The following is a 13,610-nucleotide window of genomic DNA, read 5'->3' on the forward strand; positions in this document are numbered from 1 at the left end:
GTGGTGGTGCGCAGCGTGGGTCGCATGTCGCGCCTGCACGGGCGGGACTGGGGTTGCCAAGATACGGGGCGGGGTCCGTGCCCTCGCTCATTCGCACGGCTGCTCGGTGAGCTCGGTCCCGGACGCCCGCTGGAGAATCTCGTGGTTTCAAAGCATCGTGATCGCGATGCGGTTGAAGCAATCGGTGGACGTGCGTGACTGACTTGCACCGATACGGCGAGGGCCTCGATGGAACCTGGGGTTTGAAACCACCTGATCCCTTCGCGGGCGTCCGGGACCGAGCTCACCGAGCGGACGCGCGAATGAGCCGAGGGCACGGACCCCGCCCCGTATCCAGCCAGCTCGAGTCCCATCTTTGCAGCCAAGTCACGCGGAGAACCCAAGACCCGCAACACGCGAAGTCAATGAAGCGGAAGAAGCTTCTGGAAGGAGGGGGTGGGGTGTGTTCCGCGAACAATCACGGAGCGAAGCGGAGGTTCGCGGAATACACCCCACCTCCTCCCCCAACGCCCGCGCAAAGAAAAAAGGCCGCGCAGTGCGCGGCCTTTCCCATCGAACCGGCAAACAGCCCTTACGGCCTGCGTGCCAGCGCCGCCTCGTCCTTGGCCTTCGGCATCAGGTCCTGCTTGGTGACCTTCAGGAAGCCGATGGTCAGCAGCGGGCAAGCCACGAAGATCGAGGACAGCGTACCGATGATGATGCCGATCATCTGCGACTCGGCCATGCCCTGCAGCGAACCGCCACCATAGATGTACAGCGCGACCACCGTCAGGAACGCCACGAACGACGTGATCACCGTACGCGACAGCGTCTGGTTGATCGACTTGTTGAGGATCTCCTCCGGCGAAGCGCGCATCGAACGGAAGTTCTCGCGGACACGGTCGAATACCACGATCGTGTCGTTGATCGAGAAGCCCATCACCGACAACACGCCGGCCAGCACCGTCAGGTCGAACTCGTGGCCGCTGATGGCGAACCAGCCGGTCACCACCACCACGTCGTGCAGCGTCGTCAGCACGGCCGCGATCGCGAACTTCTTCTCGAAGCGGAACGAAATGTAGATCAGGAAGCCGGCGACCACGAAGATCAGCGCCCACAGGCCGTTGATCGCCAGGTCCTTGCCGACCTGCGGACCGACCACCTCGCTGCGCAGCACCTTGCCCGGGTTGCCCTCGAACGCCAGGGCGGCCTGGACATCGCTGGCCGTGGTGTTGTCCTTCTTCTCGGCGCCCTCAGCCGCCTGCTTGGACTGCATGCGGATCAGCAGGTCGTTGCCGCTGCCGAAGTTCTGCACCTGCGCGCCACCGTAGCCGGCGCGATCGAGGCGCTCGCGCACCTCGTCGACATCGACCGGCTTCTCGAAGCGCATCTCGGTGACGGCGCCGCCGGTGAAGTCCAGGGCGAAGTTGAAGCCCTTGACGGCCATCGCGCCAACAGCGACCAGCAACATCGCCAGGGCGATGCCCAGCGACAGCCAGCGCAGGCGGATGAAGTTGATGTTGCTGTCGTAGGGGAAGACGTTGAACGGTTTCATCTGCTTATCTTCCCGTCAGATCCAGATCGACTTGATCTTGCGGCGACCGCCGTAGATCAGGGTGGCAATGGCGCGCGAGACGCCGACCGCGGTGTACATCGAGGTGGCGATACCGACGATCAGCGACACCGCGAAGCCCTTCACCGGGCCCGTGCCGAAGGCGAACAGCGCGACGCCGGCGAGGATGGCGGTGAGGTTGGCGTCGGCGATGGTGCCCGAAGCGCGCTCGTAGCCCTCGGCAATGGCCGTCTGTGGTGGCAGCCCCAACCTGAGCTCCTCGCGTATGCGCTCGTTGATCAGCACGTTGGCGTCGACCGACATGCCCACCGTCAGCGCGATACCGGCCAGGCCAGGCAGCGTCAGGGTGGCGCCGAACAGCGACATCACCGCGATCAGCATCAGCATGTTCAGCAGCAGCGCCAGGCAGGTGATGATGCCGAACACGCGGTAATAGAACAGGAAGAAGATCAGGGCGAAGGAGAACGAGTACACCACCGCGGTCAGGCCGCGCTCGATGTTCTCCCGGCCCAGGCTCGGGCCGACGATGCGCTCTTCGATGAAGTCCATCGGTGCGGCCAGCGAACCCGAGCGCAGCAGCAGCGCCAGGTCGGCCGCTTCCTTGGAGCTGTCCAGGCCGGTGGTCTGGAACTCCTTGCCGAACACGCCGTTGATGTTGGCCACCGAGATCACTTCCTCGTTGACCTTGGTCGTGCGCACTTCCTTGCCATCGACCATGCGCACCTCGGGGATGCGCTCGATGTAGACCACCGCCATCGGCTTGCCGACGTGGTCGGTGGTGTAGTCGAACATGCGCTGGCCGCCGACACCGTTCAGGCGAACCGACACGGCCGGAGTACCGGTCTGCGTGTCCATCATCGAGGTCGCGCCGACCAGCTGGTCGCCGGAGGCGATCACGCGCTTGTTGAGCAGCACCGGCATCGGCTTGCCGTCCGGGCCGAGCTCACGGCGGAAATAGACGCGGGCTTCCGGCGGAACATTGCCAGTGGCGACGGCGTCGAAGGCGTTGCCCTCGACCACACCGCGGTATTCCAGGGTCGCGGTGGCGCCGAGGATGCGCTTGGCCTGCGCGGTGTCCTGCACACCCGGCAGCTGCACCACGATGCGGTCGCTGCCCTGGCGCTGGATGATCGGTTCCGACACGCCCAGGGCGTTGATGCGGTTGCGCAGCGTGCCCACGTTCTGCTCGATCGCCTCGACCGCCATGCGCTGCAGCTCGGCCTCGGAAACCTGCATGGTCAGGGTGTTGCCCTTGACGTCGAGTAGCAGGTTGGGCTGGCTCTTGGCGATCTGGTCGCGGGCCTTGTCGGCATCGCCGGCACTGGCCAGCGTGGCGACGACGGTATTGGCGCCGCGGCGTTCGACCGCTTCGTAGCGGATGTGGCCGTCGCGCAGGCTCACGCGCGCGTCTTCGGCGGTGGCGTCCATGCGCTTGTCGAGCGCGGCCTTCTGGTCGACCTGCATCAGGAAGTGCACGCCGCCCTGGAGGTCCAGGCCCAGCAGCATGGGCTTTGCGCCGATCTTCTCGAGCCAGTTCGGCACGGTCGAAGCCAGGTTCAGGGCAACCACGTAGTTGCTGCCGAGCTTCTCGCGCAGGGCGTCATTGGCGCGGATCTGCTGATCGGGGTTGGTCAGGCGAACCAGCAGGTTGCCGTTGTCGATCTCGACCGCTTTCGGCGAGACCCCGGCTTCCTTGAGCGTGGCGCTGACCCGCGCGCTCAGCGCCGGATCGACCTTGGCGCCGCGGCTGGCCGTGACCTGCACGGAGGGATCCTGCGGATAGATGTTCGGCAACGCATACAGCGCGCTGAGCAGCAGAACGATCAGGATGACGAAGTATTTCCAGCGCGGGTAAGTCAGCATCTAGGGCCCCTGCGGCGGCCACCCCGGCCGCCGTATGTCAAATTCTTCTGGAGACGGCTTACGCCGACTTCAAGGTGCCCTTCGGCAGCACATTGGCGATGGCGGCCTTCTGCACGCGGATGCGCACGTTGTCGGCAATTTCCACGGTGATGAAGTTCTCGCCGATGTCGCTCACGGTGCCGGCGATGCCGCCGCTGGTGAGGACCTCGTCGCCCTTGGCGAGCTTCTCGAGCATGCCGCGATGCTCCTTCTGGCGCTTCATCTGCGGACGGATCATCAGGAAGTACATGACGCCGATCAGCAGGATCGGGAACAGCAGCGACATGCCGAAGCCGCTGCCGCCGGCCGAAGCGGCCGCCTGGGCGTAGGCGGGGGAGATCACGAGATCAAGCAGGTTCATGACGATTGTCCTGGATCGAAAAATAGCTGGGGATTATGCCATGGGGCGGGACCGGTCCTTCTCCCGCTGGCAGGAGAAGGTGCCCGAAGGGCGGATGAGGGTGTTTTCCGGGTGCCTGGGCGCCCTGCCCTCACCCCCCACCCCTCCCCGGCTAGCTGGAGAGGGGCTCCAAGGCCCGTGCGGCGTAGAAAGACTGCCGGAAGGCCGAAAAGGTTCCCTGGGCGATGGCTTCGCGCATCTGCGCCATCAGGCGCTGGTAGTAGCGCAGGTTGTGCAGGGTACCCAGCATCGGCGCCAGCATCTCGTTGCAGCGGTCCAGGTGGCGCAGGTAGCTGCGGCTGAAGCCGTTGCGGCAGGCGTAGCAGTCGCAGCCTTCCTCGATCGGGCGCAGGTCGCGCTCGTACTTGGCGTTGCGCACGCGGACTGTGCCGAAACTGGTGAAGTAGTGGCCGTTGCGGGCGTTGCGGGTCGGCATGACGCAATCGAACATGTCGATGCCGCGGGCGACGCCCTCGACCAGGTCCTCCGGCCGGCCCACCCCCATCAGGTAGCGCGGGCGGTCGGCCGGCAGCTGAGGGCAGGTGTGCTCGAGCATGTGGTTGCGCTCGGCCTCCGGCTCGCCGACGGCAAGGCCGCCGATGGCATAGCCGTCGAAACCAATCGCCTTGAGCCCTTCGGCCGAGCGGTCGCGCAAGGCCGGATGGACGCCACCCTGGACGATGCCGAACAGCGCCGCGTCATTGCCCTCGTGCGCCTTCTTCGAGCGCTCGGCCCAGCGCAGGCTCAGCTCCATCGACTTGCGCGCCACTTCTTCCGTGGCCGGGTATGGCGTGCACTCGTCGAAGATCATCACGACGTCGGAGTCGAGCACCTTCTGGATGTGCATGCTCTCCTCGGGGCCGAGGAAGACCTTGCTGCCGTCGGTGGGCGCGGCAAAGGTCACGCCCTGCTCGGTGATCTTGCGCTTGTGCGCCAGCGAGAACACCTGGAAGCCGCCGGAGTCGGTCAGGATCGGCCCGCTCCAGCGGCCGAAGCCGTGCAGGCCGCCGTGGTCGCCGATCACGTCCAGGCCCGGGCGCAGATACAGATGGAAGGTATTGCCCAGGATGATCTCGGCACCGAGCTCGCGGATCTGCTCGGGCATCACGCCCTTGACCGAACCGTAGGTACCCACCGGCATGAACGCCGGCGTTTCCACGGTGCCACGCGGGAAGGTCAGGCGACCGCGACGGGCTGCACCATCGCTGGCGAGCAGGTCGAACGACATCCGGCTCATGCAGTCACCTGCGGGTACAGCAGCATTGCGTCGCCGTACGAAAAGAAGCGGTAGCGCGAGGCGATCGCGTGGTCGTAGGCGGCGAACACGCGCGCCTTGCCGGCAAAGGCGGAAACCAGCATCAGCAGGGTGCTCTCGGGCAGGTGGAAATTGGTGATCAGCGCGTCGACCGAACGGATCCTGTAGCCCGGCAGGATGAACAAGCGGGTCTCGCCGGCGTAGGGCTGCAGTTCGCGCTCGCCGGCGTCATTGGTGCGCATTGCGCTTTCGAGCGCGCGCACCACCGTCGTGCCGACCGCGAACACGCGACCGCCGGCGGCGCGCGTGCGCTGGATCTGCTCGATCAGCGCGGCGCCGACGTTGAGCCACTCGCTGTGCATCACGTGCTGGCCCAGATCGTCGACCCGGACCGGCTGGAACGTGCCCGCGCCGACATGCAGGGTGACATGGCCGAACTGCACGCCGCGCTCGCGCAGCTGCTGCAGCAGCGCCTCGTCGAAATGCAGGCCGGCGGTCGGTGCGGCAACCGCGCCGACTTCGCGCGCGAACACGGTCTGGTAGCGGGTGTCGTCGTCGCTGCCGGCCTCGCGCTGGATATAGGGCGGCAACGGCAGGCGCCCGGCGTGCAGCAGCCACTGTTCCAGCGACTCGGGTATGTCGAACCGCAGGCGATAGAACTCGCCGTCGCGGCCGAGCACTTCGGCTTCGCCGCCGGCATCGAGCAGGATCTTCGCGCCCTCTTTCGGCGACTTGCTCACGCCCAGTTGCGCGCGCACTTCATGGCCGCCGAGCAGCCGTTCGATGAGGATCTCGACGCGGCCGCCACTGGTCTTCTGGCCATACAGCCGTGCCGGGATGACGCGGGTGTCGTTGAACACCAGCAGGTCGCCGGCGGCAAGCAGGTCCGGCAGGTCGCGGAAACCGCGGTCCTGGAAACCGTCCCGCTGCACGGCGGGGTCGCCGGGGTCGCCGGGATCGCCAGGATTGGCCGGCGTCGGCGGCACCACCAGCAGGCGGCTGGCCGAGCGCTCGGGCAATGGCGCCTGCGCGATCAGTTCCGGCGGCAGGTCGTAGTGGAAATCGGATTTCTTCAAGGCGGGGGCACGCAGGCGGCGGGGCTGGCCGCAGGACCGGCCATTGTAAGACCCCCGGCCACTACCGCTCGAACTTCGCCGACAGGATGATCGCCGAGGTGGTCCGCTCGACACCGTCGATGGCGCCGATACGGTCGGTCAGCTCGTCCATCGCCTCCACCGTCGGCACCACGCCCAGGGCGATCAGGTCGAACGGGCCGCTGACCGAGTGCAGTGCACGCACCTCCGGCATCGCGTGCAGCACCGCCACCACCGAGGCCATCTGCTTGGGCAGGACGGTGACCATGATGTGGGCGCGGATGTGGCCGCGCTCGGCCTCGTCGTGGACCCGCACGGTGTAGCCATCGATCACCCCCTGCCGCTCGAGCCGTTCTATCCGGCTGTGGACGGTGGTCCGCGACAGTTTCAGGCGGCGGGCGATGTCGGCGGTCGAGGCCCGTGCGTTCTCGCGCAGGACCGAGAGCAGCTGCTGGTCGGCGTCAGTTATCTTCATCTTGCCCGCATTCTTCGTCGAAGCGACGAGATTGTCCAATGTTTCGTACAAATCCGCACTGTCTACCGACGAATTAATCCAGATAATAGGAGATTGCGTACCGACCCAGGAGAACACCATGGCCGCCGTCATCGACCGCCTCGCCCCTTTGCGCGCCCACCAGGGCATTCGCCGCACCCCGGGCCTGGACGACGCCACCGTTGCCCGCTTCGCCGCCAGCCATGCCGAGCTGATCGAAGCCATCGAAGCCGCCGGCCAGGAATACCAGCGCCTGAAGGACGACTTCGCCGAACTGCTCGACCTCGATGAGGACGCGCAGATCCAGGCCGTGCTGGCCGGCTACATCAATTTCTACCCGGACGACGCGGTCAATCCGTATGTCGCCCTCGCCGCGCGCGGCCCGTGGGTGGTCACGCTCAAGGGCGCGGTGCTGCACGACTCCGGCGGCTACGGCATGCTCGGCTTCGGACACGCGCCCAAGGCGGTGATCGCGGCGATGGCCAAGCCGCAGGCGATGGCCAACATCATGACGCCGTCGCTGTCGCAGCTGCGCTTCGATCGCGCCCTGCGCGCGGCGATCGGCGCCGATCGCGGCGGTTGCCCGTACGAGAAGTTCCTGTGCCTGAACTCCGGTTCGGAATCGGTATCGCTGGCCTCGCGCATTGCCGACGTCAACACCAAGCTGATGACCGATCCGGGCGGCCGCCATGCCGGTCGCGCGATAAAGCGCCTGGTGGTCAAGGGCAGCTTCCACGGCCGCACCGAGCGCCCGGCGCTGTATTCGGACTCCTCGCGCAAGACCTACATCCAGCACCTGGCCAGCTTCCGTGGCGAGGACACGCTGCTCACCGTCGAGCCGTATGACGTCGAGGCACTGAAGAAGGTCTTTGCCGACGCCGACGCCAATGGCTGGTTCATCGAGGCGATGTTCCTCGAGCCGGTGATGGGCGAAGGCGACCCGGGCCGCAGCGTGCCGCCGGCGTTCTACGCCGCCGCCCGCGAACTGACCCGCAACCACGGCTCGCTGCTGCTGGTCGATTCGATCCAGGCCGGCCTGCGCGCCCACGGCGTGCTGTCGATCTTCGACTACCCCGGCTTCGAGCAGCTCGATCCGCCGGACATGGAGACCTACTCCAAGGCGCTCAATGCCGGCCAGTACCCGCTGTCGGTGCTCGCCGTCGGCAAGCGCGCCGCCGAGCTCTACAAGAAGGGCCTGTACGGCAACACGATGACCAGCAACCCGCGTGCGCTCGACGTCGCCTGCGCCGTGCTGGAGCAGGTCACCCCTGCCCTGCGCGAGAACATCCGTGCGCGCGGTGTGGAGGCGATCGAAAAGCTGGAGAAGCTCAAGGGCGAACTCGGCGGAATGATCACCGGGGTCCAGGGCACCGGCCTGCTGTTCTCGTGCGAACTGGCGCCGCAGTTCAAGTGCTATGGCGCGCGTTCGACCGAAGAGTGGCTGCGCGAGCATGGCATCGGCGTGATCCACGGCGGCGTCAATTCGCTGCGCTTCACCCCGACGTTCACCATCACCAGCGAAGAGATCGATCTGCTCGTGGCAATGGTGGCGAAGGCGCTGAAGGAAGGGCCGCGGGCCGAGCAGGCCGTGGCGGCGTAACCGCGCAGTGCCTCCCTCTCCCCCTGCGGGAGAGGGACGACCGCGAACGCGGTCAGGCAGAGGGGGCGGTGCAAGTCCGCAGCGACAACGCCTTCGCAATATCCCGCCAGTCGAACGCCGCCACCGCCTGGTCGTCATCGACTGCGTAGAACACGCCCTGCGGGAAGCGCGCACTCGCGCTCTGGTCCAGCCACACGCCATCGGTGTTGGCCGTCTTGCCACCGGCAAACGCGCCGACATGCTCGAGCGTGTTGCGATCGAACACATGGAACAGGCTGCGATCCTTGAACTGGTCCGTCGCGATCCAGTAACCGCTGCCATCGGCGCAGCGTGCCAGCGCCATGCCCTCGGCCTGTGCCTTGAACAGGTCGGCGCCGATGTCACGGCCGCGGTACCGGCCGTCGAGTCCGTACTCGCGCAGGCGCGTGCCGGTGGCGACATCTTCTTCCGCCAGCAGCAGCCGATCGTTGGCCACGTCGCCGAACACCGATTCGGCGATGCGGATCGCGCCGGCCTCACCGGTGTCACCGAACGTGCCCATCAACCGTGCCTGCCAGCCGCCCGGAATGCGGCGGAGCTGATAGCGCTTGAAGCGATCGCCCAACTGCGCCAGCGGCGGCGGCAGATCCTCGTTTTGCGGTGCCATGTAGTTGTCGCTGACGATCACCTCGTAGCTGTCCTTCTGCGCGCGGACCCACAGGCCGTACGGCTGCTTGAGGTCATCGCCACCGAACACCAGCAGCGGTTTCAGGTCAGGCAACTGGAACACCTGCACGCGATGGTTGTCGCGCTCCACCACCAGGGCGAGACTGTCGATCACGGCGATACCGTTGGGCCGCCGCATCTGGCCCAGCGCGGTGCCGGGGCCGCCGACGCTGCGTGCCGACTTGCCGGTATCGCCGTCGTAGACGACCAGCTTGTCGGTGGCCTTGCCCGTTGCGATCAGCCAGCGCTTGCCATCGGGTGAGCGCCAGCTCGCCGGCGAGTCGATGTTGTCGGCCGGCGTGGCGGCCGTGATGAAGGCTTCGGCCACCACCTGGTGTGGCACGTTGGCCTGGCCCAGCAGCGGATCGGTCTGCGCGGATTTCTCGTCGGGTTCGGGCGCGTGGGCAAGGTCCGGCGCGGTCGTGGCGCAGGCAGTGAGCATGGAAATGAGTGCCAGCGTGGCCAGGCGTGAAGTCACGGTTCCCCCAGAAGTCTGAAAGCAAACCTCGGCTTTCTACGCGGCCATTGTGACGGCTTCATTGCGGGAGCAAGCGCCGGAGCGACGGACCATTCCGACAAATTTCCGACATATTTCCGCCATCCCCGACACGTACAAATCGCGGTTTGTTTGTCGCCGCCTTGGCATGGGGATGCAGATCAATGGAACGTAACCTTCTCGCCCGCGGTCTCTCGCGGGCTTTGTTTTGCGTGGTACTGGCGCCTGTCAGCTTCACCGCCGCCGCCGACGACGGCGGCGAGCCGGCACCCGACCCGAAGCAGCTCGACGCGGTCGTGGTGCAGGCGGACATCGCCTACCGCAACCGCACCGATGCCACCGCGCCGGTGCTGTCCTACGACCTGGAGTACTTCCAGCGCTTCGAGCCGCTCACTGTCGGCGACATGCTCAAGCGCGTTCCCAGCGTCGCCTTCGTCTCCGACGTGCTCGAGTACGACGGCGCGCAGTTGCGCGGCCTCGACCCGGGCTACACGCAGATCCTGATCAACGGCAAGAAGGTCCCGGGCGCGGGCAACGACCGTTCCTTCTTCGTCGACCGCATTCCGGCCGAACTGGTCGAACGCATCGAGATCGTCCGCAGCGCCAGCGCCAACCGCTCCGGCGATGCCGTCGCCGGCGCCCTCAACATCGTCCTTCGCGATGCGTACGAGTTCGATGGCAGCTACGTGCGCGGTGGCGTCATGCACTTCGACGACGGCAAGTACAAGAACACCTACGGCGCCGTCAGCAGCGGCGAAGTCGGCGGCGGTCGCCTGCTCGGCGGGTTCAACGTCCAGGGCCGCTACAACCCCAAGGTCAAGCGCAGCGATCGCTTCGAGGAACCCGGCGGCGACTTCGTCGACCGCGAGGACCAGGACGATACCCGCGACGGCACCGACTACTCGGCCAACGTGTCCTATACCCACGACATCGGCACGGGCCGCCTGTCGCTGGACGGCTTCTACGTGCGCACCGACCGCGACGAAACCGAGCACTCCCTCGAGTACAACGACCCGTCCAGCACCAGCCGCGACAACCTGCTGTCGGTCAATGACCAGCTCGAGAACATCAAGCAGGACAACTGGTCGTTTGGCGCCAACTACGTGTTCGACATGCTCGGCGGCCGCACCGAGCTCGACCTCGACTACGCCCGCTTCGATGACGACACCGCCTCGACCGAGGAAGAGACCGGCTACGACGACGATGACACGCCGCCGTCGTTCGACGGTCGCGAGGGCACGCGCACCCTGAGCGACATCCGCGACGACGAGCTCGGCTTCAAGTTCGCGCACAAGCGCCAGTTCGACCTTGCCCGGATGGAGTTCGGTGTCGACTACCTCGACAAGCAGCGCGACACGGGCCTGCAGATCAGCGAGGTCGAGTCCGATATCGAAGGCGCGGCGCTGCCGGCGTATGTGGACTTCGAGGCGATGAGCAGCCGCATCGACGAAACCCGCATCGACCCGTACCTGATGTTCTCCGGCACGTCCGGCGCGGTCGCCTGGGAGGCGGGTCTGCGTTACGAGACCACCGACATCGACGTGCGCGCCGACGACAGCGCTGCCAGCAACGATTATTCGACCCTGCTGCCCTCGGCCCACCTCAAGTGGGACGTCAGCGACGCCGACCGCATCAGCCTGTCGCTGGCGCGCACGGTCCGCCGCCCCAACTTCGACCAGATCCTGCCGCTGACGCTGGAAGAGGAGTTCGGCGACAACGACTTCACCGGCAACCCGCTGCTGGAGCCCGAGCGCGCCTGGGGCCTGGACCTGGGCTACGAGCGTCGCCTCGGCCAGCGCGGCGTATTCGGTGTCAATGTGTTCTATCGCGACATCCAGGACCTGATCGAGACCGTCAACACCGGCGATCCGAGCTCGACCGCACTGGGCGACTACGAGGACGAGGTTGAAGAGTTCCTCGACGAGAACCCCGGCGCCGACGAGAACACGCCCGGCTATCCGCAGTTCGATCCGGACAGCTTCGTCTACACGGCGAAGAATGTCGGCGACGGTTACGTCTACGGCATCGAGTTCGACCTGTCGACGCCGCTGACGGTGTTCGACCTGCCCGACACCGGCGTGTTCGTGAACTACTCGTGGCTGGACAGTTCGGTCGACGACGAGTTCGGCGAGCGCCGCTTCAACAACCAGGCCAAGTACGTCTACAACATCGGCTTCATCCAGAACATCCGCGACTGGGGCGTGTCCTTCGGCGCCAGCTACCGCCGCCAGGGCGATGCCTACTCGCGCATCGTCAGCGAGGAAGTCACCACCACCTATGACGGCGACCTGGAAGTGTTCGTCGAGAAGCGCTTCGGCGAGCGCATGTCGGTGCGGCTGACCGGCTCGAACCTGCTCGATGCCTCCAAGGACGAGGCGTTCAACAAGTTCGACAACGCCGCCGACCAGATCGATCGCGATTTCGACGAGTACGAACTGGAGCGCGAGACGTCGGGACCGGTCTACCAGTTGATCGCACGCTATTCGTTCTAGCGCGCCGACGTCATGCAGGTGGTGCCTGCATTCGTGCCAGCACCAGGTGCGAATGCATCGGCACCACGACCTGGCCATCGCGGGTCTGATCGCGGAGCGCGTCGGCCATGCGCGCTTCCGCGGCCCGGGTCAGCTCGGCCCGGGCCCGGTCATCCAGGTGCTGGGTGGCCGGGTTGGCCGCGGCGATGACGTCCACCTCCATCGCCACGAAGCTGGCCGGGTCGTGAAATACAGCAGGCATCGACCGCGCCTGGATCGAGATGTCGCGGAAACCGGCGCCGCGCAGCAGGCTTTCGATATCAGAGGCCTCGCCCAGCTCGAATGGCGCGGCCAGCGCCGGGATGCCCATCAGCTCCATCAGCACGTCGTTGAAGCGCGACCAGAACGGGTGATGGTCGAGCCCTCGCCACGCGGCCAGCGCGAGCCGGCCGTCATCGCGCAGCACGCGCCGGGCCTCGCCCAGCGCCGCGGCGCGGTCGGGCACGAACTGCAGGCCGTGCTGGCACAGCGCCAGGTCGAACTCGGCCTCGGCAAACGGCAGCACCTCCAGCCGGCCCTGCTTCCATTCGATGTCGAGCTCCTCCAGCGCGCCCTCCACCTGGGCGACGCCGAGCATGTCGGGATTGAGGTCCACGCCCACGACACGCCCGCCCGGTGCGACCCGTGGCGCTGCCATGCGCGCGACGATGCCCGTGCCGCAGGCCAGGTCGAGCAGGTGCTCACCTGGCACGGGCCGGGCAAGGTCGAGCAGGGATGCCACCCAGGGCCGGAACAGGGCCGGAACCATTTCGCGTTCATAGGTGACAGCTGGATTGCTCACTTCGGCTCCTTCGGCGATCCGTGCCGGACGCCCCGATAGTCGGCCGCCGATTGGAAGGGGAACGTGTAGGCGTGGCGGCGGCGGCCGATGGATGGCCATCTGTGCCCGCACATGCCCGGCGAACCCGGCTGCGCTAGGCTTGCGCGATGAAGATCATCGAAGTCCGCCACCCGCTGGTGCAGCACAAGCTCGGCCTGATGCGCGCTGCCGGGATCAGCACCAAGGAATTCCGCGAACTCGCCTCCGAGGTCGCCACCCTGCTCACCTACGAGGCCACCGCCGACCTGGAAACCGAGGAAGTCACGATCGAGGGTTGGGCCGGGCCGGTGAAGACGCGTCGCATCAAGGGCGCCAAAGTGACGCTGGTGCCGATCCTGCGCGCCGGCCTGGGCATGCTGCCGGGCGTGCTCGAGCTGATTCCCGCGGCCAAGGTCGGCGTGGTCGGGCTGCAGCGCGACGAGAGGACGCTCGAGCCGGTCGGCTACTACGAGAAGCTGACCGGGCGGATGGACGAGCGCACCGCGCTGATCCTCGACCCGATGCTGGCCACCGGCGGCACGCTGGTTGCCACGGTCGACATGCTCAAGGCGGCCGGCTGCAAGCGGATCAAGGGTCTGTTCCTGGTGGCCGCGCCGGAGGGCCTTCGCGTGCTCGAAAGCCGCCATCCCGATGTCGAGGTATTCACCGCCTCGATCGACGAGCGCCTCAACGACGTCGGCTACATCCTGCCGGGACTGGGCGACGCCGGCGACAAGATCTTCGGCACCCGCCACAACGGCTGACCACCCCCGTTATCCGGGC

11 protein-coding genes are annotated in these 13,610 nt (G+C 66.6%); 3 read left to right on the forward strand and 8 right to left on the reverse strand.

Going from position 1 to position 13,610, the window contains the following annotated elements; genetic code table 11:
- Positions 1-571: 571 nt before the first annotated feature.
- The 6 genes from secF to AC1DER_RS05825 all read right to left on the reverse strand — a co-directional run bounded on the left by secF (position 572) and on the right by AC1DER_RS05825 (position 6,678).
- Positions 572-1,534, reverse strand: a complete 963-nt coding sequence (secF, locus tag AC1DER_RS05800) for a protein translocase subunit SecF (protein WP_441815097.1) — start codon at positions 1,532-1,534, stop codon at positions 572-574.
- A gap of 15 nt (positions 1,535-1,549) precedes the next feature.
- Positions 1,550-3,415, reverse strand: coding sequence for a protein translocase subunit SecD (gene secD, locus AC1DER_RS05805; RefSeq protein WP_477248130.1), 1,866 nt, complete (start codon positions 3,413-3,415; stop codon positions 1,550-1,552).
- 58 nt (positions 3,416-3,473) lie between these two features.
- A complete protein-coding gene (gene yajC / locus AC1DER_RS05810) occupies positions 3,474-3,815 on the reverse strand; it encodes a preprotein translocase subunit YajC (RefSeq protein WP_477248132.1) in 342 nt (113 codons plus the stop codon).
- A 151-nt stretch (positions 3,816-3,966) separates the two neighbouring features.
- Entirely contained in the window at positions 3,967-5,091 is a 1,125-nt protein-coding gene (gene tgt, locus AC1DER_RS05815; RefSeq protein WP_441815100.1) for a tRNA guanosine(34) transglycosylase Tgt, read from the reverse strand.
- The gene (queA, locus tag AC1DER_RS05820) at positions 5,088-6,185 is read right to left on the reverse strand and encodes a tRNA preQ1(34) S-adenosylmethionine ribosyltransferase-isomerase QueA (protein ID WP_477248134.1); all 1,098 of its coding nucleotides are present in this window, start codon (positions 6,183-6,185) and stop codon (positions 5,088-5,090) included. Before queA ends, tgt begins: the two co-directional genes overlap by 4 nt.
- Positions 6,186-6,246: 61 nt before the next feature.
- Positions 6,247-6,678: an Lrp/AsnC family transcriptional regulator gene (locus AC1DER_RS05825; protein ID WP_441815102.1), complete on the reverse strand. Its 432-nt coding sequence runs from the start codon at positions 6,676-6,678 to the stop codon at positions 6,247-6,249.
- A gap of 118 nt (positions 6,679-6,796) precedes the next feature.
- Here AC1DER_RS05825 and AC1DER_RS05830 point away from each other — a divergent pair, with 118 nt between their 5' ends.
- Complete coding sequence (locus AC1DER_RS05830; RefSeq protein WP_477248137.1) at positions 6,797-8,296, forward strand: aminotransferase class III-fold pyridoxal phosphate-dependent enzyme; 1,500 nt, start codon at positions 6,797-6,799, stop codon at positions 8,294-8,296.
- Between the two features lie 52 nt (positions 8,297-8,348).
- Here AC1DER_RS05830 and AC1DER_RS05835 read toward each other — a convergent pair whose 3' ends face one another.
- Positions 8,349-9,443: a phytase gene (locus AC1DER_RS05835; RefSeq protein WP_477248147.1), complete on the reverse strand. Its 1,095-nt coding sequence runs from the start codon at positions 9,441-9,443 to the stop codon at positions 8,349-8,351.
- A gap of 218 nt (positions 9,444-9,661) precedes the next feature.
- Between AC1DER_RS05835 and AC1DER_RS05840 the strand changes: the two genes are divergently transcribed.
- On the forward strand, positions 9,662-11,989 hold the full coding sequence (locus AC1DER_RS05840) for a TonB-dependent receptor plug domain-containing protein (RefSeq protein WP_477248138.1): 2,328 nt from the start codon (positions 9,662-9,664) through the stop codon (positions 11,987-11,989).
- A gap of 10 nt (positions 11,990-11,999) precedes the next feature.
- Here the strand turns inward: AC1DER_RS05840 and AC1DER_RS05845 are convergent, their stop codons facing one another.
- A complete protein-coding gene (locus AC1DER_RS05845) occupies positions 12,000-12,809 on the reverse strand; it encodes a class I SAM-dependent methyltransferase (RefSeq protein ID WP_477248140.1) in 810 nt (269 codons plus the stop codon).
- Between the two features lie 146 nt (positions 12,810-12,955).
- Here AC1DER_RS05845 and upp point away from each other — a divergent pair, with 146 nt between their 5' ends.
- Positions 12,956-13,591, forward strand: coding sequence for a uracil phosphoribosyltransferase (upp, locus tag AC1DER_RS05850; protein ID WP_441815106.1), 636 nt, complete (start codon positions 12,956-12,958; stop codon positions 13,589-13,591).
- Positions 13,592-13,610: the final 19 nt, after the last annotated feature.

It is taken from the genome of Lysobacter sp. 05T417, from assembly GCF_056396405.1.